Consider the following 25,571-nt stretch of genomic DNA (forward strand, 5'->3'; position numbering starts at 1 on the left):
TGGAATCGTACTGACACAAGTCATACGGCGGATTGCAAGGTGGCGCTCGCCGACGGGAAGAAGGTGCGATCATGGTCAATCGATATTCGCGGCATTGCCATGCCACTCATGCTCCTGTGAAACGCAGACTCCATGCTGCGATGGATATCGCAAGCAATGCGTATGAACGGCAGGTCATGCTGTCCATCGTCGTGCCCTGCCATAACGAGGAGGAGTGCCTGCCGCTGTTCCTGTCATCCGCCGCACAGGCCGTCCGCGAAATCATGGTGGCGTATCCCGGCACGACGGCCGAAGTAGTGCTGATAGACGATGGTTCCACGGATGGAACGGCAGCGTTGTTGAGGCAGGCCGCGGATGGGCAGCAACTGTCATGCCATAACCCGGCGAAATCACGCCGTACCAGCGGTATCCCCGCGTCAAACCTGGATATGCCGCCCTTCACAATCCGCTGGCTGTCGCTGTCCCGCAATTTCGGTAAGGAAGGCGCGCTGCTCGCCGGGCTTGACGCCGCGCAAGGCGATCTCGTGGCGGTGATGGACGCGGATCTGCAGGACCCGCCGTCGCTGCTGCCGCGCATGTTCGCGATGCTTGCCGACGACCCAACACTGGACTGCGTGGCGACACGACGCACCACGCGCGCGGGCGAGCCGCCGATTCGATCCGTGTGCGCACATATGTTCTACCGGCTGATGAACGCCATGTCGCCGGTCGAGGTGCCTGATGGCGCGCGCGATTACCGTATGATGCGCCGCCGGGTCGTCGATGCGTTGACGTCGCTGACCGAGCGCAACCGGTTCTCCAAGGGACTGTACGCATGGGTGGGATTCCATACGGCATGGATCGACTATCCGAACACGCGCCGGGCCGCGGGCAAGTCCAGCTGGAATTTCTTCGCATTGGTCCGCTACGCGATTGAAGGTCTTATGTCATGCTCCACGGTGCCGCTGGCCGTAGCCTCGTACATCGGGTTGCTGCTGTGTGCCGTCGCGTTCGGAGCGACCTGTTTCATCGCGGTTCGTGCGGCCATGTTCGGCGACCCGGTGGCCGGCTGGCCGTCGCTCGCGTGCATCATCACGTTCATCGGCGGACTGCAGCTGATGTGCCTGGGCATCATCGGCCGATATCTGGCGAACACGTACCTGGAATCCAAACGCCGGCCGAACTACATCGTGCGCGACGGCAACATCAACGTTCACAATGCCAGTAATACCTGTTTCGACCGTCCGGCACATGACAGGAAGATGCCGTCATGACGACGATGAAGAACGAAGCCGTCACTCCGGACACCGGACATGCCTGTGAAAGCACCGACGATGGCCGTGCCAGTTGGATCGCATCCGCCATCCGCCGCTCGATTCCCGCACAGGCCGCCTGCTGCGCGCTGGCGACGACCGTGTTGAGCTGGCTGATGGGCCGCAGCCAATCATTGTGGTTCGACGAGCAGTATTCGCTGATATTGGCGAGTCGACCGGTATCGGAGCTGGTCGCGCTCACCGCCGTCGACGCGCATCCGCCGCTGTACTATCTGCTGCTCAAGACTTGGATGCCCGTCGCCGGCGACAATGTTGCATTGCTGCGACTGCCGAACTGCGTATGTCTCGGCTTTGCCGTGTTCGTGCTGATCATGTTGATGCGTGACCTGTTCGGCGACCGCGTCGCAGTGGCGTGCATGCTGATGCTGGTGTGCGGCGGATTCATGCTGCGCTACGGCTATGAACTGCGTATGTACTCGCCTGCGATGCTGCTGGCCGTGGGTGGCACGGCGATGCTGTTGCACGCGGTCGGGTTGATCGGGCAGCGCGACCGTCAGCATCGCGTTTCGGATGCGGCCGAGATTGACGTGGGTAATCGACAAGGCGACTGTTGCCGATCACATGATCGACGTCGTCGCATCGCATGGTGGTGCGCGTACGCCGTGACCGTCACGCTCGGCATGCTGACGTTGTATCTGACCGCATTCGTATGGCTGACGCACGCGATCTGGCTCACCGCGCGCTCATGGCGCATGCAACAACTGTCCGCATGGCGATGGCTGTTCGCCTATGCTACGTCGGTCATACTGTTCCTGCCGTGGATGCCGGCGTTGCTGGGCCAGCTCGGCGGAAGTTCCGTACTGCCTCCGGTCCGTCGACGCGCGAACATGTCCGGCGTGGCCAACACATTCGACATCATGCTGCTCGGCATGACGGAAACGGAGCTGCCGTCGATTGTCTCGTTGCTGGTTGCGGCCACGATGACGTTGATCGTCGGCATACTCATTGCGGAACATTGGCGCGAGCAACAGCCGGTTAGCACGACGGCATCGCAGCAGTCCGCCGAAGCCACGGGGCTGATCATCATGCTGTTCGCCGTGCCGACGGCATCGCTGATGGCATGGTCTGCCGTAAAGGAATTATTCAGCGGCGGATACGGCATGTTCTCCGTGCGCTATCTGAGCGTGGTCGCGCCGTTCTTCTATGCCACGCTCGCGCTGGCGTGCGTCATCGCATATCGATTGCGCGGTCGTCGCGCGGTACTCGTCTACGTCGTGGTCCTTGCGACGCTGATTGCCGGAACGATTGTGTACGACGTGCGCGGCAACCATAGCTTCGACCGCAACGATACGCCCGGATCGGCCGAGCTCAGCCAACAGGTTGTCTGCTCGGCCGCGCAGCCGGTCGTCGCGCAGGACGAGTACACGTACATCGACGCATACTGGTACTACCGCGACTGCCCGTACTACTACTTCCTGGAACCGGGCGACGTTCCCGATCGCGGCGGATACGCGCCGCTGCATGATTCCGCCGCGCAACTGAAAACCGTCGCCGATCTCAGTGCGAACCGGTTCACGCTCCTGTCCTGGTCCACAACGCGCAACTACGACAAATTCCTCGGCTCCACAGCCGACCAATGGACGCAAACCGGGATCATCAAACGTGATGCGAACGCAGCCATCACCTACCATCGATGACCGGTTCTCGCGGAACAGGAACCATGAAGGCATCTGTTAAGGAGCAACGCTGAATGGGAGAGACTGGACGGGCCAAGAGCCATCGCCGAAGTCACTGTCATGCGATTGCTTGACATGATGTTGTCCCGACCTGCATGACGACGCTATATATCGACATATCGACTTATCACATGATTGTCGAAGGGGATTCGTCTTATCCAAACGTTTCTAGAAAGAGGGAGGGGCTATGCGGAGTGGTTCCATTCGTCTTGCGTTGTGGATCGCGGCTTTCGTCGCGGTTCTGGGATCGTTTCTGATTCTGAATGCGTTGGATTTGTCGGCGCCTCTTGCGGTGCGGGCCACCGTGCAGGTGTCTGGTTCGTCCCCTCGGGTCAGGAGCGAGGAGACGATCGACGTGATATCCGAGGTGGCGCAGGCGAACAGGGTCAATATCGTCAAGAATGTCGCCGATGTGCAGGACCCCGGCGGGGTCAGGCATGTATATGTCGCCGTGGGCAATCCTGCCGGCGGGGCCGCGTCGTGGATCAATCATGGTTATCCGTCGTTCAACACCTCGATGCGGACCACGGTTGGCCGGATGGGCGACTTGGCCGGCTCCGATCCCCGTGGCACGTACTACGTGTTCGACGGGTCGGCCACGTCGGCGGTAGACATGCAGCGTGAACTGCGAGATCAGGGGTACAACGTCCTGGTCAAGACGAGCTTCCTTGGCTCGTATGCGCAATGGGTCATCGGCAGGCCTGTCGGGGTGAGTTTGGTCGTCGCGCTGCTGCTGTGCGCGACGCTCGCGGGCGGTTTCGCCTTGATGAACGCGAAGGGATACGCCGTACAGAGGCTCCACGGGGCGGGTCCGCTGGTGTTGATGGGGTGGGATGTCAAGGCCAATGCGGCCGCCTGCCTGCTGGGAATGTGCGTCGTGGCCACCGTCGTATGCGGGCCGGTGATGGCGTACAACCACGGGGCTCAGTGGAGTTTGTTCGGTATGCTGTCGGCCGTGATCTTCCTGGCCGTATGTGTGGTCATGACGGCCGCCTATGGCGTGGGGTTCGCGATCGCATCCGCGGAGCCGTTGCTGTCCGCGGTCAAGGGGCGACTGCCCTGCAGATTGCCTTCCATCATGGTGTATTGCGTCCGCGTGCCGGCCGTGTTCATCACCATATGGGCGGTGACCCTTCTCTTCACGGCTCTGGGCGACCTGCACAACCAGCAGCAGGCCCAGGAGGCATGGCGGGACGCCGGCGGGGTGGCACAGGTGCATCTCAATCCGAACATGTCACCGGAGGAACAGGACGAATACAGTCGCAAAACCGGTGAATGGCTGGAACGGGCCGAGAACGAAGGACGGATGGTCCTAGCCCATGAAGACGACCTTCGGTTCATGTCGTCCCCGGCGGACGACGGGCAAACGGTATCAGGCACGGTGCTGCTGGTCAACGGCAACTATCTGCGGCACCAGACGGTCAAAGACGATGACGGGCATCGCCTGACGGCCGGCGGCGACGGTGTCACGGTGGTGATACCGTATGCCGCGGATGCGGCGACCACGAAAACATACGAGAATGCGATCGGCAGCTGGGTGCAATCCCGGACATCCGCCCGCGGCATCGCCGTCCCCGAGATCGATTACGTGCGCGGCGACAGGGGCCAGCAGCTGTTCGGCTACGGGTCCGCCCTGCCCGACACCCCGGCCCTGTTCGACGACGCGCTGATCGTCGTGGCCGACAATGATAGCGGACTGTTGTCCGCCGACGATTACGCCGCGTATGCCAGCCAGGGCGACGCGCTGCTGGAAAGCACACGATACGCGCTTGTCTCCTCGCGACAGGCCGGCTTGAAGGACTTCATCTTCGCCGTAAACGATGCCGGGCAAAGCGCCGCAGCGCATTACGCGCAGCTCAGGTCGGACCTGATCGTCCACGTATACAACGTCGCGATGTCCGTCATCGTCCTTATCGCCTCGGCCGTGGCCATCGCCCAGATCAGGGTCCGTGAACGTGCCCAGACCATCTTCGCCCGTTACATTCACGGATGGTCTTTCGTGAGAACCCATCTGAGTCTGGTCATGGTCGAATCGGCGCTGATGGCCGCCCCGTGCATATGGTTCGCGGCGCAGGCCGTTCGGGCCGCCGGGCGGACCGTAGTCTCATACGCCCAGAACAATCCGTCGCTGCTCGACGGATACCAGCCGCTCCTTGCCATGCTCATCGCCGTGACGAGTTTCGCGGTCTGCATGCTGTCCACCGCCATATACGTGCGCAGAAACGTCCAGGCCCACACCCGGGAGGAGTAACCGATGACCACCGCACCATCCGATCACACGCCGTCCACAACGCGGCTCGACATCAGGGATCTCTCCAAATCCTTCGGCAGCCACCTGCTGTGGAAGGATCTCACGTTCTCGGTCCGTCCGAGGCAGATGATTGCCCTCACCGGGCCATCGGGATCAGGGAAAAGCACCCTGCTGAACTGCATTGGACTACTGGAGAAACCGGACAGCGGCGTTATCGAGGTCAACGGGCGAGATATCACCCGATACCGTTCCTGCGCCACGCGCCTGTTCCGGGAAAAGACGCTCGGCTATCTATTCCAGGATTACGCGCTCATCGACAACGCCACCATCGAGGAGAACCTGAACGTCGCCCTGCTTCACCGTTCGGCACAAGCAAGGAGAACCGCCATATCCCAAGCCCTGCAGCAAGTCGGCCTGGTCGATCGTGAAAAGGAGCCGGTCTACCAGCTTTCCGGAGGCGAGCAGCAAAGAGTGGCGCTGGCACGCCTTATCGTGAAAAACCCAGCGATAATACTCGCCGACGAGCCGACAGGCGCCCTCGACCACGACAACGCCGACATGGTCATCCACACCCTGCGCGACATGGCTGAGCACGGCGGCGTCGTCATCATCGCCACCCACTCCGACCATGTGGCCGAATCATGCGACTGGACCATCCAACTGTGATGTGCCGTCGGCGGTCTTGATGATGGAACAGTAACGTTCGGGGCCACTGTCATGCGATTGCTTGACAGCATGTTGTCCCGTCCTGCATGACGACGTTATATATCGATGTATCACAGTGATTGTCGAAGGGGATTCGTCATGGATGGTCGCACGATATCGGTCAGGCTTTCGGTCTGGTTCGAGGGCGTCAAGTGGCGTATCGCCAATGGTCGGCGGGCGACGTTGCACTGGTGGTATCTGGTGTTGGCCGGAGTGCTGATCGCATGGCTGGGAGTCGCGGAGGTCGTGGCGTTGCCTTCGTATGGCGGGTATGCGCGGGAGGTGTTCTCGAATCTGTTGGCCGGGGTCCCGTCCGCGCCGCCCGCCGCCGTGCAGGTTACGGTGTTCCAGTGGTCGTGTTCGGCGGCTTGGCTGGTGTCGGCGTATCGGCAGTGGGCTCGTCGCCAGTTCTCGTGGATGATCGTGACGATGGTGTGCAGTCTGTTGTATGTGCCGTTCGTGGTTTATCTGGTGCATGAGGTGCTGGACCAGCGTAAGGGGGTTGTCCGTTTGGAGGAGAAGCCGGCGGAACCGGATACCGTTGACGACGATGGGACGGTCGACGACGAGGCGGATGTGCAAGATTCGGAGCCGACGGTTCGTCACGACGAGGTTTTCTCATGAACGCCGCGGTCGAGGCCCGTGGTTTGGTCAAGCGGTATGCGTCCGGTCCGACGGTAGGTCCGATCGATTTCGAGGCTTGGCCGGGTCAGGTGCTGGCGGTGGCCGGGTCGAATGGGGCGGGCAAGTCCACCACGCTGCGCATGGTGCTCGGTCTGTCCGCTCCCAGTCAGGGCCGAGCGTTGATTATGGGACGCCCGTACCGGCTGCTGGAACAGCCCGGATTGCATGTGGGCGTGTTTCTGGGCGGGCGTCTGGGTGACGAGTCGATGACGGGCGGCGAGTATCTGACGTTCATGGCCGGCATGATGGGATTGCCCGACGCGCGTCGTCGTGTGCGCCGCGTGATGCACGATTGCGGATTGGATCGCTGGCCGAAGGCCCGGATCAAGGGGTATTCCACGGGGATGCGCCAACGGTTGGGCGTGGCTGGGGCGATGCTCGCCGACGCGCCGATCATCGTGTTGGACGAGCCGTTCAACGGACTGGACATCGCCGGCAGGCTGTGGCTGCACGATTTGCTGCAACAATGGGCCGCTGCCGGCAAGACCGTTATTCTGGCCGCCCATGAGATCGACGAACTGCAACGCATAGCCACTCACGTGCTGATCATCATGCACGGCAGGCAGATGGCCTACGGTCCGCTCGCACAGGTCATTGCCACCGGTGGTGTCGAGTCGGGAACCGTATTCCGGTTCGCTCCCGATGTGGACGAAACCGGAAAAGCCCTGGTGCTGGATGATCTGACCGCGATGGGAGCCGACATTCGTTCCGTGGAGAACGGCCTGTACCTGGCCCGACGGATGGATGCGGCCGATGTGTTCTCCGTCTCGGCCAGACGCGATGTTCCACTGGTTCGACTCGACCACGTCGAGCCGACGCTGCGCGATGTGATGATTGGCATGATTCGCCGGTCTTCGGAAAAGGAAGGCACATCATGAACGGGTACGGACAGTGTTTGCGACGCTTGATGCTGCTTATGCGTTACGTGGTATGCCGCCCCGCGCCGCTCATGGCATGGACCGGACTGCCGGTAGCGTTCACCGCGTTCGCCGCACTGACCAGCGCCTCCGTCCGGCTCATGTTCTCCTCCGATGCCAGACTCGATGGCCTTGCCACGCTCACGGGATTGGGACCAAGCATCGCCGGGGCGGTCATGCCCATGAGCGAACCCGTGGCGATCATCGCGGCGCTGCTATCCGTCCGCGTCCTGACCGACACGGCCACGGCCATGCCATTGTTCCTGATCGAGCCGAAACGGACGCGACTGTTCCTGACCCTGTGTGCCGGCATCGTCGCCGCCGGTTTCCTTGCATCTATAGTCGGAGGGCTTGCCGCGACCGGCGCTTCCCGTCTCATCCTCGGCTCCGTCGTACCGGCGCAGGCATGGCCCGCACCGCTGTCCGCATCGTTGCTCCTCTGCCTCCCCGTGGCGCTGATACTTACAGGGCGCATGCTTGTCGCCGCCTCACTGTGCGTGGCCTTCAATTCGACCGGCAAGGGCGCGATCGCCTACATCGCCTTGTACTATCTGCTGCCCATCATCGCAGCGAACCTGCCAGCCCCTCAGACATTGCACGAGTGGCTGCCTTCCATCGCCGGCACCGCCATACTGGACCAGTCTCCCGGCATGAATCCGACGCTGAGCGGACTGATCGCATTGGCATACGTCATCATCGCGGCCATCACCGCATGCGCGGCACAGACGCAAAGGGACATCTAAAACCATGCAGAAGGAATCTGTTTATGGCTACGAAGATTCCTGTCATGCGATCGCTTGACATGATGTTGTGCTGTCGGCCGTTCTCGGATTGAAAAGATATGGCAACGAAAACGAATCTCGCGGAAGGGAATCGATCGCAATGGGAAAGTCCGTTAATGAAACATCGGCGCAAGAACGTGAGGGGAACGTATCGTATCGTTTGCCTCTAAAATGGTGGGAACTTTTGACGTACGTGTTGATTTTTGTGCTGGCATTGGTTTTCAACGCGATGCAATTCCCTAAATGGGTGGTCGTTCCACTCGTTCTGGCAATCCTATCGGTCCGGGCCGCCCGAATACTTCTCGCAAAAAGAAAGAAGAATCGGGCGGATTAAGCCTGTGAGCAGGGACATCGCATATAGTCAGGTTCCGTAAGTTGGGGGTCCTTATCCTGCATAGCCGGTTTGTGTGCCTGTCATGTGAGTGATGACAGCGTGGCAAGCGGATGTGGAATTATCCGTATGCTGACGGTATCGGTTCGGATCGATGATCGATTCGGAAAACACAGGAAAGGCACAACGAAGAAGATGCGGCGCTATCACAAGACGGCGATTGCCATAGTCGCCGCGGTATCGGCCGCGATCATAGTGGCCGCCTCGCTCATCGTCTGGTACGTTGCCGTCCCGCATTATGAGCGCTCGAGCGAGCCGGCAGCCTATCGGATCATCTATTCGGCCATGTTGGAATCGAACAAGGGTGGCGTGCTGACCATTGACCGCAAGGGCGGCATTATTGCGGATGAACGGGTCCCCGAATTGCAGGACGTGTCCGTATACTCGTATGAGAACGGCAAGTTCATCGCCGGAGGTCAACGCTCAAACATGCATCTCATCATCGACAAGGATGGCGCGATGCAATCGTTCCATCTATTGGATAATCCGAACTATTCCGGCGTCATGTCCATCGGACCGTATGGTGACGGGGTCGTGGCGGTGATGAACGGCAACGATTCTCCGGAAGACGACTCGTACCTCAACCTGCTGGTCGTCCAGGACGGTGCGGGCAAAGTCACTGAGCGGAAAATACTGAAGATCTACACCGAAGGCCAGGCATCCGACGGGCGGCACCTGTTCATCACCGGCCATGAGCTCACGTTGAGTTCCAACCGATACCAGGGCAAGATCATCCGCTACGGGTTATCCGACCGTTCGGTCAAGGAACAGGTGACCGACGACGCTCTGCTGTACCTGCGACCGGTCGTGTGGAACAATCACGTGCTGGTGGCCGGCACGGACATGAACGGGACTCCCCGGCAAATCGACATGTTCGATGCGAACACCTTGGAACGGACGGACAGCACCACGGTCTCCTCGGACTTCCAGACGCTTGTGATCGTTGCGGGAAAGCCATGGGCCGTAGGAACACGGCAAATCTGCCCCGTCATCGAGCAGCCGTTCGCTATCGGTAATCAGTGCATCTCCATGCCCACGGGGTCATCACCGTATGTTTCGCAGGCCATCGTCGTGGACACGCGGATCGTCATGCTGGTCCGAGAGTCCTTGAACCCGGCCGTGAAGGTCCCGGCACGTGGAGTGAAGCAAGTCGGCATCATCGCGGACGCCGACACGACTACCGGCAAGGTGTCGACCACACCCGCGCTTATTCCGACCAACCGCAGCAGCGACAGCATCCTCGTTGTACCGGTGGCACCATAGCTGCGAACGAAAACGTATGTCCGACTTGCGTTGAGCCCGATATTGAGCGCAATACGCGGTCGACTGCCGGTGGACTTGGCGGATGCAGGCCTTGGCTGACGACTCCTGTCATGCGATTGCTTGACATGATGTTGCACCGTCAGCCGTTCCCGGATTGAATAGATATAGCGATGAAAACGAATCCCAGGGAAGGGAAGTGATCTCAATGGAACAGTCAACTCATAGCACGTCGGTACAAAACGGCGGCGTCAGACGACTGGTCGTGATCCTGGTGTGCACATCCATAGCATTGCAGGCTCTCGCATTTGCGATCCCGGGAGACGTCTTGGGTCTGCTCTGTCGAGCCGTCGGAGTGCTACTGCTGGTCATGGCTCTACTCACAGCTCTGAAAGGCGGCGCGAAATCGAACTCCTTCCTTGCCATAGGGATTGGCGTAGCGGCAGGTTTGGCTGCTGTCGCTCTGGTGATTGCGCTCCTGTAGCCCGGACTGGTAAGACTGACGCCGATCGGAGTCGGAATGAGCGAAAGAACATCGATTGCCAGTGTCGTGCTGGCGCTGGTATGCGTGCTGTATGTGGTGATTTCGGTCATCATCAAAATCTGTTGCGGAAGACAGGGGAGAAACCATGAACCAGCAGAAGGACTCAATTGGAATAAAACCTGTGACGGATGACTGTGCGAGATCCTCGTCCAACCGTTTCGCGGATTGGCTGAAGGGATGGGGACCCGTCTTCCTTGGAGTGGGCGCGGGCGCATTCCTAGGTATCGTCGCGTACGTTCAACACTGGATTAGCTGAATGACATCAGCTGATCTCCCATGAGGAGCAAAGCCGCAACCGCGCCATGTTCGTTTTCACTCAGACAAACGTTTCCAAGGAAGCTGAATATTGCCTTGAGTTGTACGCAATTAGAGAGTGCGCAGCTGGAGGCGGTCTTCGATCCTGATGGATACGAGCAAAGGGTTCGGGCCATGCTTCGTGAGGGAAACCGCATACAATAGGACGTGTAATACTTCGTAGGGGGAATCATGGATTGGAGGCTGTCATGGCGAGGATCGGCATGAACAACCTGTTGGAGGCCAACGGTCTTCGACTGGGATACACGGCGAGAACGGTTACGGTCACCGAGCCGGCGACCGGGTTCAAAATCGTGTTCAACAATGATGGCACGGTGCGCAGCAACACGTTCCCGTCCGAATCGCTTCCACTGGTGGAAGGCTACTTCAAGCGTTCCTATCCGTTCGTGGAGGATGCGCGCGAAGTGGATCGCGAATATGCCTGAGATCTGGTTTGAAGACGTCGCCGGATACGAGTTTTATGTGACCAGCAATGACGGCGGTCACGGCGTGCATTTTCATATCAAACGTAACAACTCGTATCGGCTTGCCAAGTTCGTGCTGACCGCTGACGGGGATGTAGTCGTGGACTCGACCACGTTGGATGCCAAGACGACACGGAAGATTCAGTTGTACATACGCCGCAATTGGAATGGTTTCGTCCAGGCATGGCGCAGTTTCTTCGGTAACTGCCATTTCGACAAGTGACAGGTTCGGCAGGAGGCATTCGGCGTTCTACTGGTGTAGTCCGTTGCCCGATTTGTTTGGGAAGGCGGCATCCAGCTGCCAGTGCCGCTGTTCCGTGTGGATGGTGAAGCTGCCGCCGGCTGTTTCGATGATGGCGCGGTAACGGTCGAGGCCGCTGCCCAATCCGAGCTTTCCGTCGTGTTCAGTGATGGTGTCGCTGACGGAGATGCGGGTCTCCTTAGCGTCGAAGCTAATGGAGACGGCGTACCATTCGGCCGGGTCGGCGTGCTTGGCGATGTTCGCGTACAGTTCCGTCAGCAATCCTATGAGCAGTCGCATCATGCCGGGGGAGAGCGGATGATGGAACTCGCCGAGCAGATTATCGCCGGTGAAACCGAGCGATTCGAGTTTCGTCTCCTCGTCGTCGATTAGGGATTGCAGCTCTGCCTGTTGTACGGTAACGGGATCGCTGTTCGGGATCGGCGTTGATGCTTCGCCTCGTGCTCCCATCGATTCTGGCTGCTGAATCGGATACTCTTCCAGCGACTCGATGACCGCGTGCGTGTGGGTCATGGCGCGATCGGCCGCGTCGCGTAGTTCCCGGAGCTGTTGCCGGTATTCCTGTTCGCCGGCGGGCATGCCGCTGGTCTCGGCGTGGTCGATGCGTAGGATGAGGTAGGCAAGGTCGTTGCTGATGGTGTCATGCAAATTGCGGGCTGTGTCCTCGTGTTCCTGCTGGCGACGCAGCATATAAGAGTCATGATCACGCTGCCTCATCATGTGCAGCAACAGGCCGGTCACTAGCGGGAAACAATAAAGCGCGATATGCATCAACGTAGCCATCAGCAGACGGTTGCTACTAGGTGGTGCGGGAGCGACCAGCAACACGAGCAGCATGCCGGTGGCGATTACGCCAGACCATGTGTTGAGATAGGCAAGGAATCCCGTACAGATAATGCTGATGGCCAATGGAGTGATCATGAGTGTCATTACCAGCAGGATCTCCCCGGCCACGAGTGCCGCCCATAGAAACCATTGCGGGCGGAACATGCCGCCGACCAGACCGACGAGCATCACCAGAACCAGCGCAAGATGCTGCACGCTCACTGTTGAGGAGGCATCCGTCGCGGCCCGGGCCATGTATTCCGCGATGAGGGCGGCAGCCAACAGCACGCATGCCGCCGCAATGACCGGATGATCGCTGCTTGGACCGATTCGTCCGATAAGCCGGCTTACAGCAGATCGTATCTGGCGCATGCCTCCAGCACCTCCCTGCGGCTGGTCACACCGAGCTTGTCGGCCGCGCGATGCACGTACGTGAACACACTGCCCTTGGCAATACCCAACCGCTGTGCGATCTCGTCGGTGGTGAGATGCTGCGCGTACAGGCGCAGGATGTCCTTCTCGCGCGCGGACAATGAGTCCTTCATGTCCTCGGACATCTTCACCGGCACCGTACCGGACAGCAACGCATACGCCGATGCCGCGTCATGGAAGCCCGCCTCGGCCTGAGCAGCGGTCGGCAGACCATGCGCCGCCCGTCGCACGGCGTCGGCGATGCCGGTCTTGAGTCGTTCCTTGGCGAGCAGTCCCTGCGCGCCGGCTTTGATCGCCTCCGCCCGGTAGACGTCCGTCGAATACGAGGTGACGCAGATGACACCCACCTCGCCCGTCCTGCGCCGGATGCGCCGGCACACGTCCGCGCCCGTGATGCCGCCCAACGCCATGTCCAATACGAACACGTCCGGCCGTGTATGCGCGTTGTGGCAGTGCTCGATCGCCACCGCCGGCGACCCCGTGCTCCACACGACGTGGAAATCCCGGGACATGGCCGCGATCATCGCGCACATCGCATCCAACGCGAACGGATCATTATCCAACACGCCGATGCGGATCACATTCGCCGTCTCCGGCTCGTTTCCAAGTCCCATGACACCCACTGTACCGCCGACGGCCATTGGCTCCCCGGTATGAAACGGTGTCATGCGTTTGCTTGACATGACGTTGCGGATGCGGAGCGTGCGTGGATTCAATGGAAATAATGAGATTTGTTGGTACACGACGAAGGATGGGAGGCCACGGATGGGAAACCGCGTATGGAAAGATGACGGCCGTGCCGGAACGATCATCGCTATTGTGGTCGTCACGGCATTGGTGGTGGCGGGATTGTGGTTCGGATGGACGCGATACCAAAGCTATAGTACGGTTCAGAATTTGTCGCAGAGGTTCTCGATCTCATTCCCCAAGGACACGAGGGCAACCGTCAGTAAGGAAGAAGGAGAGTTTCCACGGAGACGGGTACAGGTACGTGAAGATCACCGCCGACCCGGAAAAAGTTAACGGCACCATTCTGGATGGCAAGGAGTACTCCAGCAATCGACTGTCACAGGAAAGCAGACGTATGGTCAAGGAAGCGAATTCGACTCTGCAATTGGATCTGGGAACACAACTTGATGATCTGTACAAGCAGCCGCATAGGAAGATAGACAACGAGAGCGGCACGCTGATCATCATCCGTGATGCTGATTCCTCGGAATGGCTTTTCTTCGAATGCCTGATCTGAAAGGATCTCCCATGAAGTATCTGCTTATCATCGACATGCTACCCACATACGGGCTACTGTGCTATCTGCTGGTCAGCATTTGCATCACGCTGGCGTTTCGCTGGCTTGCGCATGCGTGCGAAGACCGGCGAAGACTGCGTTTCGCCGTCATCACACTGCTGATCGGTTCGTTGCTCGTTGCTCTGCTTGCTGGTTGTGCGTACACCATCGCTATGCCATACGCACAACCGGACATGGTTGATTTCTACCGCACATACCGTCCCGCCGTGTTGGTGTTCCTCACAGGACTGTTCTGTGTGCAGTCCGTGTTCGGCGTCGCCGCCATGCAAGCGACCCATAATTGGCAAAATGACTGAGCCACTGCACATCGGCTTCATCGAGACCGGCCGCACCCAAACCGAAGACATGGGGCTGGAACTCGAAATGATTAACTATTGATAGTAGGGAAACCAACGGCGGTTCTCCATTGTCGATATTCATTTTCCGAGTATCGACATTCATGTGAACTCTTTACGTCGCCACTCACATGCTCTGAAATGGCAATTAGAACAGAGTCCCTGAATCAGGGATGCCACAGGCGTGGTTCTTGGAGTCGTATCCGTCCATTGAACGCAAACCAATATCATCACATAATGCGTATGCAACCATCGCCTATCTCCGATAACCAACCCTCTAAAGATGCGGTTGCTAAGCAACTGTCATGCAATCGCTTGACATCAAGTTGTCGAACCGAATGTGGCGCGTCATGATAGTGGTGATATATGCGTGCCGCGATGAAAGAGGCGGATGATCATGGATGGAAACAACGTTTCGAAGACCTCTCACCGTGTGGTGTTCAGCGAGCGGCAACTGAGCTCGTTCGGCATCTCGTTCACTCTGGCAGTGTGCTCCATCACGGCCATCGCATGCGGCGTCATTCGATACGGTGGGCAGGGCAGACCGTTTTGGACGATCATGCTGCCCGCCGGTCTCGCATTGCTGGCGGACCTCGCGTATGCGATACGAGGTTTCATTTGCCGCAGGTGGGAGGCGGCCCATCCGCTGTCCGATGAACGGCTGCGTCGGCCCGACCGTTTGTGCGAGCAGCTGCTGGCCATTCTCGGCATCAACCTATGGGGCTGCCTGTTCATCGTCGCCATGGTGTTTCCAATCAGGCCGTTGCAGTACGTGGCCTGGGCGTTGGCCGCAATCATCCTGATTGGCGTTCTGTTTGCAGAAGTTGCCAACAGGCGCTCCCGCAAACAGTCATAGCAGGCAGGGTGCCAGACGGATTCGGCATCACAGTCAGGCCGCACTGCCTATAACCACATCTCATGTGAGACGTCTATGAGCCAATATGCGTAGTATGCGGCATGATTCGGGACTAGATTGGACATGGATTTTACACTGATAGCTAGGGGAGTAAAGCATGTCTTTGACGACCGAACAGCGCACATCGACCATCCGCGAGTTTCATGAGAACATGGCTCTGCTGGGATTGACCGCAGACCAGATCGGAGAGGATTTCGGGGTTTCCGGCGCGACCGTCGAGCGCATCATCGAACTCAAGTCCGGCGTGCTGGAATATCCATGGATCGTGCGTCGCTATCTGCTTGACAAGGCCGCCGCCGCAGGCGTGGAGCCCGTACCGTTCAGCGCGTTGCGCGGCGACCCGCACGACTACTGGTTCCTTGACGACCGTGTCATCGACGCGAACCGACTGGACTGAATCAGTCGGACTGACACAGTGGAGCATTACGGAATGGTACGCTGAACGCCATGTGCAGGTGTTTTGCCGCTGATTTGGATTGGGATGCGATCGCGGAGCAATTCGACGTGGAAAAAGATCAGACGGATCCCGCCACGCTTCCGCAGCCCTCGTACAATTTCCAACCCAAGCAGACCATCGGCATCGTGGCGCAGGGGAAGGATGGGCGGCGTCACCTGGCCGGCGCGTACTGGTCGCTGATTCCGGCGTGGGGCACCACCAAAGACCTGTCGTATCCCACATACAATGCGCGCATCGAATCGGCGTGCGTCAAACCCACGTTCGCCGACTCGGCCAAGTCCATGCGCGCGGTCATCCCCGCTTCCGGATACTACGAATTTCGCGGCCGCCGACCGTATTACTTCCATGCGCCGGATGACGCCCCGTTGCCGTTGGCCGGACTGTTCTCCTGGTGGCGTGCAGGCCAATCCCCGTGGCTGCTGACCGCGACGATACTCACCTGTCAGGCCGTGGACGGCCCGGCCACGGTCCATGACCGTATGCCGCTGCTCGTGCCACGCGACATGACCGGCGCTTGGCTCGACCGGTCGGTCGACGGCAAGTTGTTGCTGTCGAATATGCAGGAAGGTGGCATCGCCCTATCCCGCGGCCTTGCATTCCATGAAGTCGCCGCGTTTGATTCGTCGGACGACGGTCGCAGGCTGATTCAACCATTGCCTCGATTCCACTCCGATTACCTGTTCTGACGTGCTCTAGTGTGCGGATCGGCCCGGCTTCCGCACATCAGAACGGCACGAAAGCTGGCATGACGCCATTATCGGGACCGGCCACGCAGCTCAGGCAGCATGACGGCGAACAGGATGAGCGCGAGCACGGCGGTGAGCAAATCCGCCATGGCCTGCGCGGCGATCACGCCCGCGTAGCCAAACAGACGCGAACCGGCGAACAACGTGACGGCGAGCATCACGCCCTGACGGCTGATGGACAGCACGAACGCGCCGAGCGCCTTGCCTGCCGATTGGAACGTGCAGGTCGTGACCATCACCACCGCCACGCACACCAGGCTCAGCAACTGCACGCGCAACATGCCGGCACCCAGTGCCACGATCGTCTCGTCGGCGATGAAGAAGCGCATCAGCACACGGTCGGCAAGGCTCAGCACCAGGGTCATACCGAGCGCGAACAAGCACAGGAACGCATATGAGAACCGCATGATCGCGCGCAGGCGCGGCATGTCGCGGGCGCCGTAGTTATAGCCGATGAGCGGCTGCGCGCCGAACGCGAACCCAGCGAAGATGAGCACGGCGATCAGGATGATCTTGAGCGCGATGCCCATCGCGGCCACCGTGTCGGTGCCGTAGGGGAGCAGGAACAGGTTGACCATGACGATGCCCACGCTTTGCGTCAGGTTCGTGATGGCTGCGGGGATGCCGATGGCGAGGATCTCGCGGATCTCATGGCCGCCGATGTCGATCGCGGCGCCGATGCGGGAGAGGATGAGCCGCGGATTGATGGACAGGTTCTGGCTGCGCGAGACGAGGAACCAGATGTAGTACACGTCGGTGCAGATGTTGGCGATCACGGTCGCGCCGGCCGATCCGGCCGCACCCCAGCCGAACACGTGGATGAACAGCGGATTGAGCACGATGTTGACCGCCGTGCCGGCGATCGAGCCGATCATGGATTGCACGGCGTGGCCTTCCGTACGCAGCAGGTTGGTCGGCGTCATGGAGACGATGATGAACGGCGAACCGATGATGATCAGCGTGTAGAAGTCGGACGCATGCCGCCATGTGTTGTCGTCCGCGCCAAGCAGTGTGAGCATCTGCGGTCGGAACAATAGGCCAAAGACTACGATGAGCAGGCCCGTGACCATGGCCGCATAGAAGCAGAACACGCTCAGTCGTTTGCCGTCCGCGTATTTGTGTTGCCCGAACAGTCGCGAGATGACGGAGGCGCCGCCGAGACCGAAGATGTCGCCGAGCGCGATCATCACGGTGAATACGGGTGCGGTCAGGGAGACGCCGGCCACCATGTTCGTGTCCCCGGTATGCGCGATGAAGTACGTGTCGACCATGTTGTAAACCAGCGTGACCAGCATGCTGAGCACCACCGGCATGGCCAACGAGAAATACGCCTTCGGGATGGGTGCTTTCTCGAACAGTTCGTTATCCATGCCGCTCCTTGCCGTCTCTCGTCGATGCATGATTGTGGATGTGCGCCTGCGTTGCGTCCATCACGCGAATCACCACGGGCATGCTACCAACCACAGTGCGGACAACAACACGCCGTGCGGCTTGTGTCGATGTGCCTTACACCCATCTGCTTCGCCAAAGCAGATAAAGATGGCTGAAGGGTAATCTCATCGAGTCCGCGATAATTCCGGTTTACGGAACCTTGCTCGTTACGAACGTTCTGTTTGGCTGTTTCAGCGGCGCGTTCGTTCTTTCGAAGCATCGTCTTCCGCATATAGTGCAATCGTTGGCATCGATGGTTCCTTGCGGCTGGCTCGGTGGGCCCTGCTTGAATGCCAGGCTGCGCCGCAAACGAATTATGTCAACCCCGCACTAGAGTTCACTGGGCTTCGGCAAGTCGCAGACAAGCTTACCGTACATTGGATTGTGGGGAAATGAGCAACGTGAAGCATCATCGTCGGCCTTGCATATATGCATGAATGAACCACGATGATGGCAAACGTTGTCAATCGCAGGGTGGACACTGTCGTACAGCGACCGGCGATGCACCAGCAAAGGTGCCGCATCGTCAATCACATACGACAGACCGTCTTGCGGCGACCGGATGGGGGAAGTCGTGAACAGTCGCAGGAAGGACCGGATGATCATTTCCGGAATCGGCGTAGTCATCGCCGTACTTACTATCGTCCTCAGCGTATTGGGCATACGGGTCAGCGCATCAGTGCTCCCGATATACATGCCCATCGTGCATCTGCCGCAACCGGACGGCACATTGCATGCTGCCATGCCGTCGGAACAGGATGCCTGGACGGATGCTTGGGAACGGTATTGGCAAGGCAGCGGCGAGGAGCCGTACCGCGAACTGACGCCGGACGGCTCGTTGGACGGTCTCTTCGGCGATTCCGGCGATTCGGGAAATGTCGGCGGTTCGGGCCGCGACGGCGGGACAGACGTATATACCTACGGCATGATCAGTGAACAAATCTGCCAGACACTCGCCCCGGTGGCCGTGCTGGCGTATACGTGGGATGTGCCCGAACGAGAGCAGAACCTACGCGACTCATTCGTCGAAGGCGCCGATGGCCTGGACGTACCCATCGAACAGGTCCGCTTGGATTCAGGCGTCAACATAGGACCGGGGTATGCGTCGCTGATCATCAATGACGCATCAGTGTTCTGCGTGGTCGAAACCAGTGCCGGCATCGACTGGGAACTCTACTATACGGACTACGAGCGCAACGAATATAAGGCCAGCGCCATCATGCGTGGCGACCATGCCGAAAACGGCCATGCCGATGATGGACGCTCATTGACCTCTGTGGAATATCACGGATTGTTGCGCCCAGAATGTAGAACGGGCGGTCCGTGCGCGGTTCGCTGTGGCTAGAGTGTCGCATGATCGACCACCAACAAAGGGAGGATCATGTCGGTTTTGGACGAACTGGTGGCGGGCGCGCTGGAGGACCAGCAGACCCGCGAGCGTACCGTGTCGCTGGAGGAAGTGAAGAAGGCCGCGCTGGCGGCCCTGGCTCCCATCGACGCGACGCGATGGCTTAAGCGCGCGGACGGCATCCCCGTGATTGCCGAAATCAAGCGCGCCTCCCCGTCCAAGGGCCACCTGAGCGATATCCCCGACCCAGCCGCATTGGCCCGCGAGTATGAGAAGGGCGGTGCAAGCGCGATTTCCGTGCTCACCGAAGGCCGCCGCTTCCTGGGCTCCCTGGACGATCTGGACAAGGTCCGCGCCGCCGTGCATATCCCGGTGCTGCGCAAGGACTTCATCGTCACCGATTACCAGATCTTCGAGGCGCGCGCCCACGGTGCCGACCTGGTGCTGCTCATCGTGGCCGCGCTGGACGACGACCGGCTCAAGCACCTGCTCGACCTCGCGCACGAACTCGGCATGACCGTGCTCGTGGAGACCCACACCCGCGAGGAGATCGAACGCGCCCGCAAGGCCGGAGCCCGCGTGATCGGCATCAACGCGCGCAACCTGAAGAACCTGCGCGTGGACGTCAACAAATACAACGAACTAGCCGCGGACCTGCCCGAGGACGTCATCAAGGTGGCGGAATCCGGCGTATTCGGCGCGGTTGAGGTGGAGGATTACGCCCGTGCGGGAGCGGACGCGGTCCTGGTCGGCGAAGGCGTGGCCACCGCCGACGATCATGAACTTGCAGTGGAACGACTAGTAAAGGCAGGAGCACAAGTGAAAGCATCCGAATCCACCCCGCTGAGCGAACATCAGGGACCGTACTGGGGCCAGTTCGGCGGCCGCTACGTGCCCGAGGCGCTGATCACCGCACTGGACGAGCTGGAGCGCGTCTACAACGATGCCAAGGCCGACCCCGAATTCCACAAGGAGTTCATGACCCTGCAGCAGCGTTACGTGGGCCGTCCAAGCCCGCTGACCGAAGCGCCGCGCTTCGCCCAGCTCGTCAAGGACAAGACCGGCCTTGACGCCCGTATCTTCCTCAAGCGCGAGGACCTCAACCACACCGGCGCCCACAAGATCAACAACGCGCTCGGCCAGGCCCTGCTCGTCAAGCGCATGGGCAAGACCCGCGTGATCGCCGAAACCGGCGCCGGCCAGCACGGTGTGGCCACCGCCACCGTGTGCGCCATGTTGGGCCTCAAGTGCCGCATCTACATGGGCCAGATCGACGCCCGCCGTCAGGCCCTCAACGTGGCCCGCATGCGCATGCTCGGTGCCGAGGTGGTCGAGGTCACCCTCGGCGACAAGATCCTCAAGGACGCCATCAACGAGGCGCTGCGCGACTGGGTGACCAACGTCAAGGACACCCACTACCTGCTCGGCACGGTGGCCGGCCCGCACCCGTTCCCCGCCATGGTCCGCGACTTCCAGAAGATCATCGGCGAGGAAGCCAAGGAACAGCTCCAGGACTGGTACGGCATCGACCATCCGGACGCGGTGTGCGCGTGCGTGGGCGGCGGCTCCAACGCCATCGGCGTGATGAACGCCTTCCTGGATGACGACCGTGTGAACCTCTACGGCTACGAGGCCGGCGGCAACGGCCCCGAATCCGGCAAGCACGCCATCCGCTTCGCCCCCGGCACCGGCCAGCTCGGCATGTTCCAGGGCGCCAAGAGCTACCTGCTGGAGACCGACGAAGGCCAGACGCTCGACACCTACTCCATCTCCGCCGGCCTCGACTACGCCTCCGTGGGCCCCGAGCACGCATGGCTCAAGGACATCGGCCGTGTGAACTACTCCTGGGCCACCGACGAAGAGGCCATGAACGCCTTCCGCGACCTGAGCCAGACCGAGGGCATCATCCCCGCCATCGAAAGCTCGCATGCCGTGGCCGGCGCCTACAAGGCCGCCGCCGACCTCAAGGCCAAGGGTTACGACAAGGCCGTGATGATCATCAACATCTCCGGCCGAGGAGACAAGGACATGGCCACCGCCGGCAAGTGGTTCGGCTACCTCACCGACGATCAGGCCAAGGCGCTTGACGTGACCGGAGCCCACGGCAACACCGTGGCGTGACCTCACCGCAATAAAAAACCACAGGTGGAACCTCCCCTCAGTCGACTTCGCCGGCAGCTCCCCTCAAAGAGGGGAGCCAGGGGACAAAAGGAGATTTTGATATGACCAACACTGCAACCACGCCCTCCGGCCAGCCGCTGGGCATCAGCCACAAGCCCAGCCAGACCGAGGCGATGTTCGCCAAGTTCAAAGCCCAGAACAAGCCGGCCTTCATCGGCTACCTGCCCTACGGCTTCCCGAATCCGGAAGTCTCTCTCGGCGCCTTCCGTACCATGGTCGAGCATGGCGTCGATGCTGTCGAAATCGGTTTGCCGTATTCCGATCCGGTCATGGACGGCCCGGTGATCCAGGCCGCCTCGTCCATCGCCCTCAAGAATGGCGAGACCATCAAGCGCGTGTTCGAGGCCGTCGAGACCGTGGCCAACGCCGGCGGTGTACCGCTGGTCATGAGCTACTGGAACCTCATCTACCATTACGGCGTCGAGCGCTTCGCCACCGATTTCGAGAACGCCGGCGGCGCGGGCCTCATCACCCCGGACCTCATTCCCGACGAGGCCGGCGAATGGATCGAGGCCTCCGACCGTCACGGCCTGGACCGCATCTTCCTGGTCTCCCCGGATTCCGCCGACGAACGCCTCGAGACCGTGGCCCGCAACGCCCGCGGCTTCGTCTACGCCGCCGCCCGCATGGGTGTGACCGGCGAGCGCTCGACCATCGACGCCTCCCCGGAAGTGCTCGTGGAGCGCACCCGCAAGGCCGGCGCCAAGAACGTATGCGTCGGCATCGGCGTGTCCACCGCGGAGCAGGGCGCCAAGGTCGGCTCCTACGCGGACGGCGTGATCGTGGGCTCCGCCCTCGTGCACACCCTGCTCGCGGACGACAACAAGACCGCCCGTGACGCGGCCGAAGGCCTGAAGCTGCTGGCCGCCAAGAGCGAGGAACTCGCCGAAGGCATCCACAACGCCCGCTGACGGGTCAAGGCCCGGTGCGCCTGCTTCCATTCCGCGCGCGACACGGTAGGGTAGTGGGCGTACCACAACGAGCATGACCACCAGCAGACACGAGGCATTATGAATCTGGCTTATATCCCCTCACCGACCTTCTCCAAATTCCAGGTCGGCCCGTTCACCATCCACATGTACGCCATCTGCATCCTGATCGGCATCTGCGTGGCCGTGTGGATCCTCACCACGCGATGGAAGCGGTACGGGGGCAATTTCGACCAGATCCTCGACACCACGCTGGTCACCGTGCCCTGTGCGCTGGTCGGCGCGCGCCTCTACCACTGCATCACCACGCCCAGTGCCTACTTCCCGCCCACCGGCGACTTGGTGAACATCCTCAAGGTGTGGGAGGGCGGCATGGCCATCTTCGGAGGCGTCTCCGTGGGTGCGCTCACCGCCTTCCTGTGGTGCCGTCACCGCCGCTACCCGTTCGGTATCTTCGCCGACTCCATCGCCCCCGCGCTGCTGGTCGCCCAAGCCATCGGCCGTCTCGGCAACTGGTTCAACCAGGAGCTCTACGGCTGGCCCACCAACCTGCCTTGGGGCTTGAAGCTCAACGACGCGGACGCCATCGGCAAATCCGAGATCTGCTACAACGGCTCCCAGTGCCCGGACTACACCACCACCCTGTTCCACCCCACCTTCCTGTACGAGATGATCTGGAACCTCATCGGCGCCGCGCTGATCGTCGTGCTCGGCCGCAAGCTCGCCGACCGTCTCAAGGCCGGCCAGCAGTTCGCCATGTACATGATGTGGTACGGACTGGGCCGCACCTGGATCGAGAACGTGCGCATCAACTACTCCACGGTGATCCTGGGACTGAGAACCAACGTGTGGACCGCCATCATCGTGTTCGTGCTCGGCTGCATCCTCTTCGTGGTGCTCTACCAGTACGGGCCGGACGTGGAGGCCCAGGCGCGCAGGCTGCAGGAGGTCACCGCGGAGGAGCTCGAACGCCAAAGCGTCGAGGAAGAAAAGAACAAGCAAAAGAAGCGTTAACGGCGACTCGCAACGCGGGCACCAACCCGGTGCAAGTCCGATTTGAAAGATAAGGTAAGGAATTATGAGCAACATTGCAATCGCCCCCAGCATCCTGTCCGCCGACTTCTGCAACCTTGAGCGCGACCTCAAGGCCATCTCCAACGCCGATCTGGTCCACGTCGATGTGATGGACCATCATTTCGTGCCGAACCTCACCCTCGGCGAGCCGATCGTGGGCCGCATCTGCCAGGTCACCGACCTGCCCGTGGACGTCCACCTCATGATCGAGGATCCGGACCGTTGGGCCCCCGAATACGCCAAGCTCGGCGCCGCCTCCGTCTCCTTCCACATGGGCGCCACCCACGCCCCGGTGCGCCTTGCCCGCCAGCTGCGCGACATGGGCTGCAAGGCCTGCTTCGCCGTGCGCCCGGCCGAGCCGGTCGAGCCAATCTTCGACATCCTCGACGAGTTCGACATGATCCTCGTCATGACCGTCGAGCCCGGCTTCGGCGGCCAGAAGTTCCTCGACAACCAGATGGCCAAGGTTCGTCGCCTGCGCGACGAGATCACCCGCCGCGGCCTCAAGACCCGCATCCAGGTCGATGGCGGCGTGAGCCCCAAGACCGCGCACATCGTGGCCGAGGCCGGCGCCGACGTGCTCGTGGCTGGCTCCGCCGTCTACGGTGCCGAGAGCCCGGCCCAGGCCATCGACGACATCCGCGCCAAGGCCGAGGCCGCATACAAGGACTGAGCCACTTCGCCGGTGTGGGATCGCCATTCGCACTGCACCCGAACGCGGTCCGCGATGCCTTCGCCGGCGAGCAAACCACATACAACCCAAGGAAACACGAAAACATGAAGACGTTTGAATCCCTGTTCGCCGAACTGAGCGAGAAGGCCCAGACCCGTCCCGAAGGCTCCCTGACCGTCGACGAGCTGGACAAGGGCACCCACTTCATCGGCAAGAAGATCGTCGAGGAAGCCTCCGAGACCTGGATGGCCGCCGAATACGAGGGCGCCGACCGCACCGCCGAGGAGATGAGCCAGCTCATCTACCACGTGCAGGTCATGATGATCAAGCACGGCCTGACCCTTGAGGACGTCTACAAGCACCTGTGAGTGCGCCCGGCGGGGTGAGGCCTGACAACAGGACCGACGCGGTCCGACCTCACCCCGCCATTATCATCACATCAACCAATTTCGCGCCGAACCAGACTCCCACCAGGGGAGAGGAGCACTCATGCTGAGAATCGCCGTACCGAACAAGGGCATGCTTTCCGAGCCCGCATGGAATATGCTGGCCGAAGCCGGTTACCGTCTGCGCACCAACCCGCGCCAGCTCGTCGTCCAGGATCCGGACAACGACATCGAGCTGTTCTACCTGCGTCCGCTGGATATCGCCGTGTACGTGGGCCGTGGCGCCATCGACGTCGGCATCACTGGCGAGGACTTGCTCAAGAACTCCGGCACGGAGGCCATCGAGCATCTGCCGCTGGGCTTCGGCGCCTCCACCTTCCGTTTCGCCGCACCGAACGAGTCCCCGATCTCCAAGCTCGAGGACATCCAGGGCAAGCGCGTGGCCACCACGTTCGACAAGCTCGTCCACGACTACCTCGTGGAGCACGGCGTCGAGGCCGAGACCATCCACCTGGACGGCGCGGTCGAATCCTCCGTGCAGCTCGGCGTGGCCGATCTCATCGCCGACGTGGTCTCCACCGGCACCACCCTGCGCAACGCCGGCCTGCGCGTGTTCGGCGAACCGCTCATGCACTCCGAAGCCTGCCTGATCCGTTCGCCGCGCCTGGCCGACGACGACCCGCGTCTCGCCGTGCTTTCCCGCCGTCTCCAGGGTGTGCTCACCGCTCACCAGTACGTGCTTATGGATTACGACATCCCGGTGAGCAAGGTGGCCGCCGCAGTGGCCGTGACCCCCGGTTTCGAAAGCCCCACTATCTCCCCGCTGCACGACAAGCAGTGGAACGCCGTGCGCGTGATGGTGCCCAAGGCCACCGTGAACCAGCTGATGGATGATTTGTATGAAGTCGGTGCGCGAGGCATCATCGTTACCGCCCTGCAGGCTTCGCGCATGTAGGCTATTAGGCAGT

Annotated in this window: 25 protein-coding genes and 1 pseudogene; 23 read left to right on the forward strand and 3 right to left on the reverse strand. The window is 60.8% G+C overall.

The window, feature by feature from the left end; genetic code table 11:
• Window positions 1-71: 71 nt before the first annotated feature.
• The 10 genes from JS536_RS03125 (at window position 72) to JS536_RS03170 (ending at window position 11,525) form a co-directional block, all read left to right on the forward strand.
• Window positions 72-1,253 carry a glycosyltransferase family 2 protein gene (locus JS536_RS03125; protein ID WP_240544232.1) on the forward strand — a complete coding sequence of 394 codons (1,182 nt, stop codon included), beginning with the start codon at window positions 72-74 and terminating at the stop codon, window positions 1,251-1,253.
• Window positions 1,250-2,950, forward strand: coding sequence for a glycosyltransferase family 39 protein (locus JS536_RS03130; protein ID WP_214355738.1), 1,701 nt, complete (start codon window positions 1,250-1,252; stop codon window positions 2,948-2,950). The genes JS536_RS03125 and JS536_RS03130 overlap by 4 nt, the downstream gene beginning before the upstream one ends.
• A 226-nt stretch (window positions 2,951-3,176) precedes the next feature.
• Window positions 3,177-5,240, forward strand: a complete 2,064-nt coding sequence (locus JS536_RS03135; RefSeq protein WP_214355739.1) for a hypothetical protein — start codon at window positions 3,177-3,179, stop codon at window positions 5,238-5,240.
• 3 nt (window positions 5,241-5,243) lie between these two features.
• Window positions 5,244-5,906, forward strand: a complete 663-nt coding sequence (locus JS536_RS03140; RefSeq protein ID WP_214355740.1) for an ATP-binding cassette domain-containing protein — start codon at window positions 5,244-5,246, stop codon at window positions 5,904-5,906.
• 138 nt (window positions 5,907-6,044) lie between these two features.
• Entirely contained in the window at window positions 6,045-6,569 is a 525-nt protein-coding gene (locus tag JS536_RS03145) for a hypothetical protein (RefSeq protein WP_240544233.1), read from the forward strand.
• Window positions 6,566-7,507 (forward strand): ABC transporter ATP-binding protein, encoded by a 942-nt coding sequence (locus tag JS536_RS03150; RefSeq protein ID WP_214355741.1) that lies wholly within the window; start codon window positions 6,566-6,568, stop codon window positions 7,505-7,507. The genes JS536_RS03145 and JS536_RS03150 overlap by 4 nt, the downstream gene beginning before the upstream one ends.
• Entirely contained in the window at window positions 7,504-8,289 is a 786-nt protein-coding gene (locus JS536_RS03155) for a hypothetical protein (RefSeq protein ID WP_214355742.1), read from the forward strand. The genes JS536_RS03150 and JS536_RS03155 overlap by 4 nt, the downstream gene beginning before the upstream one ends.
• Window positions 8,290-8,788: 499 nt before the next feature.
• A complete protein-coding gene (locus JS536_RS03160) occupies window positions 8,789-9,982 on the forward strand; it encodes a hypothetical protein (protein ID WP_240544234.1) in 1,194 nt (397 codons plus the stop codon).
• Between the two features lie 1,044 nt (window positions 9,983-11,026).
• Window positions 11,027-11,263 (forward strand): hypothetical protein, encoded by a 237-nt coding sequence (locus tag JS536_RS03165; protein ID WP_214355743.1) that lies wholly within the window; start codon window positions 11,027-11,029, stop codon window positions 11,261-11,263.
• Window positions 11,256-11,525: a DUF4160 domain-containing protein gene (locus tag JS536_RS03170; RefSeq protein WP_214355744.1), complete on the forward strand. Its 270-nt coding sequence runs from the start codon at window positions 11,256-11,258 to the stop codon at window positions 11,523-11,525. The genes JS536_RS03165 and JS536_RS03170 overlap by 8 nt, the downstream gene beginning before the upstream one ends.
• Before the next feature lie 27 nt (window positions 11,526-11,552).
• Here JS536_RS03170 and JS536_RS03175 read toward each other — a convergent pair whose 3' ends face one another.
• A complete protein-coding gene (locus tag JS536_RS03175) occupies window positions 11,553-12,761 on the reverse strand; it encodes a histidine kinase (RefSeq protein WP_240544235.1) in 1,209 nt (402 codons plus the stop codon).
• Entirely contained in the window at window positions 12,737-13,435 is a 699-nt protein-coding gene (locus JS536_RS03180) for a response regulator transcription factor (protein WP_214355745.1), read from the reverse strand. The genes JS536_RS03175 and JS536_RS03180 overlap by 25 nt, the downstream gene beginning before the upstream one ends.
• A 377-nt stretch (window positions 13,436-13,812) precedes the next feature.
• On the opposite strand from JS536_RS03180, the gene JS536_RS03185 reads away from it, so the two are divergent.
• The 6 genes and pseudogenes from JS536_RS03185 to JS536_RS03205 all read left to right on the forward strand — a co-directional run bounded on the left by JS536_RS03185 (window position 13,813) and on the right by JS536_RS03205 (window position 16,521).
• Window positions 13,813-14,067 (forward strand): hypothetical protein, encoded by a 255-nt coding sequence (locus tag JS536_RS03185; protein WP_214355746.1) that lies wholly within the window; start codon window positions 13,813-13,815, stop codon window positions 14,065-14,067.
• An 11-nt stretch (window positions 14,068-14,078) separates the two neighbouring features.
• A complete protein-coding gene (locus JS536_RS03190) occupies window positions 14,079-14,423 on the forward strand; it encodes a hypothetical protein (RefSeq protein ID WP_214355747.1) in 345 nt (114 codons plus the stop codon).
• 7 nt (window positions 14,424-14,430) lie between these two features.
• Window positions 14,431-14,505: pseudogene (locus tag JS536_RS11775) on the forward strand (N-acetyltransferase); the annotation flags it as partial.
• 354 nt (window positions 14,506-14,859) lie between these two features.
• Window positions 14,860-15,318 (forward strand): hypothetical protein, encoded by a 459-nt coding sequence (locus JS536_RS03195; protein WP_214355748.1) that lies wholly within the window; start codon window positions 14,860-14,862, stop codon window positions 15,316-15,318.
• Window positions 15,319-15,475: 157 nt separating this feature from the next.
• Complete coding sequence (locus tag JS536_RS03200; RefSeq protein ID WP_214355749.1) at window positions 15,476-15,775, forward strand: DUF2316 family protein; 300 nt, start codon at window positions 15,476-15,478, stop codon at window positions 15,773-15,775.
• A 50-nt stretch (window positions 15,776-15,825) separates the two neighbouring features.
• Window positions 15,826-16,521, forward strand: coding sequence for an SOS response-associated peptidase (locus tag JS536_RS03205; RefSeq protein WP_214355750.1), 696 nt, complete (start codon window positions 15,826-15,828; stop codon window positions 16,519-16,521).
• A 68-nt stretch (window positions 16,522-16,589) separates the two neighbouring features.
• Here the strand turns inward: JS536_RS03205 and JS536_RS03210 are convergent, their stop codons facing one another.
• Window positions 16,590-17,951 carry an MATE family efflux transporter gene (locus JS536_RS03210; RefSeq protein WP_214355751.1) on the reverse strand — a complete coding sequence of 454 codons (1,362 nt, stop codon included), beginning with the start codon at window positions 17,949-17,951 and terminating at the stop codon, window positions 16,590-16,592.
• Between the two features lie 659 nt (window positions 17,952-18,610).
• Between JS536_RS03210 and JS536_RS03215 the strand changes: the two genes are divergently transcribed.
• The 7 genes from JS536_RS03215 (at window position 18,611) to hisG (ending at window position 25,558) form a co-directional block, all read left to right on the forward strand.
• Window positions 18,611-19,357, forward strand: a complete 747-nt coding sequence (locus tag JS536_RS03215) for a hypothetical protein (protein WP_214355752.1) — start codon at window positions 18,611-18,613, stop codon at window positions 19,355-19,357.
• 36 nt (window positions 19,358-19,393) lie between these two features.
• Window positions 19,394-21,481 (forward strand): bifunctional indole-3-glycerol phosphate synthase/tryptophan synthase subunit beta, encoded by a 2,088-nt coding sequence (locus tag JS536_RS03220; RefSeq protein WP_214355753.1) that lies wholly within the window; start codon window positions 19,394-19,396, stop codon window positions 21,479-21,481.
• A 101-nt stretch (window positions 21,482-21,582) separates the two neighbouring features.
• Window positions 21,583-22,452 (forward strand): tryptophan synthase subunit alpha, encoded by an 870-nt coding sequence (gene trpA / locus JS536_RS03225; protein ID WP_214355754.1) that lies wholly within the window; start codon window positions 21,583-21,585, stop codon window positions 22,450-22,452.
• A gap of 99 nt (window positions 22,453-22,551) precedes the next feature.
• A complete protein-coding gene (gene lgt / locus JS536_RS03230; RefSeq protein ID WP_214355755.1) occupies window positions 22,552-23,484 on the forward strand; it encodes a prolipoprotein diacylglyceryl transferase in 933 nt (310 codons plus the stop codon).
• A gap of 64 nt (window positions 23,485-23,548) precedes the next feature.
• Entirely contained in the window at window positions 23,549-24,217 is a 669-nt protein-coding gene (rpe, locus tag JS536_RS03235) for a ribulose-phosphate 3-epimerase (protein WP_214355756.1), read from the forward strand.
• Between the two features lie 104 nt (window positions 24,218-24,321).
• Entirely contained in the window at window positions 24,322-24,585 is a 264-nt protein-coding gene (locus JS536_RS03240; protein ID WP_100495722.1) for a phosphoribosyl-ATP diphosphatase, read from the forward strand.
• Between the two features lie 121 nt (window positions 24,586-24,706).
• Window positions 24,707-25,558, forward strand: a complete 852-nt coding sequence (hisG, locus tag JS536_RS03245; RefSeq protein WP_214355757.1) for an ATP phosphoribosyltransferase — start codon at window positions 24,707-24,709, stop codon at window positions 25,556-25,558.
• Window positions 25,559-25,571: the final 13 nt, after the last annotated feature.

The organism is Bifidobacterium sp. SO4 (assembly GCF_018555355.1).
Taxonomy (GTDB): Bacteria; Actinomycetota; Actinomycetes; order Actinomycetales; family Bifidobacteriaceae; genus Bifidobacterium; species Bifidobacterium miconisargentati.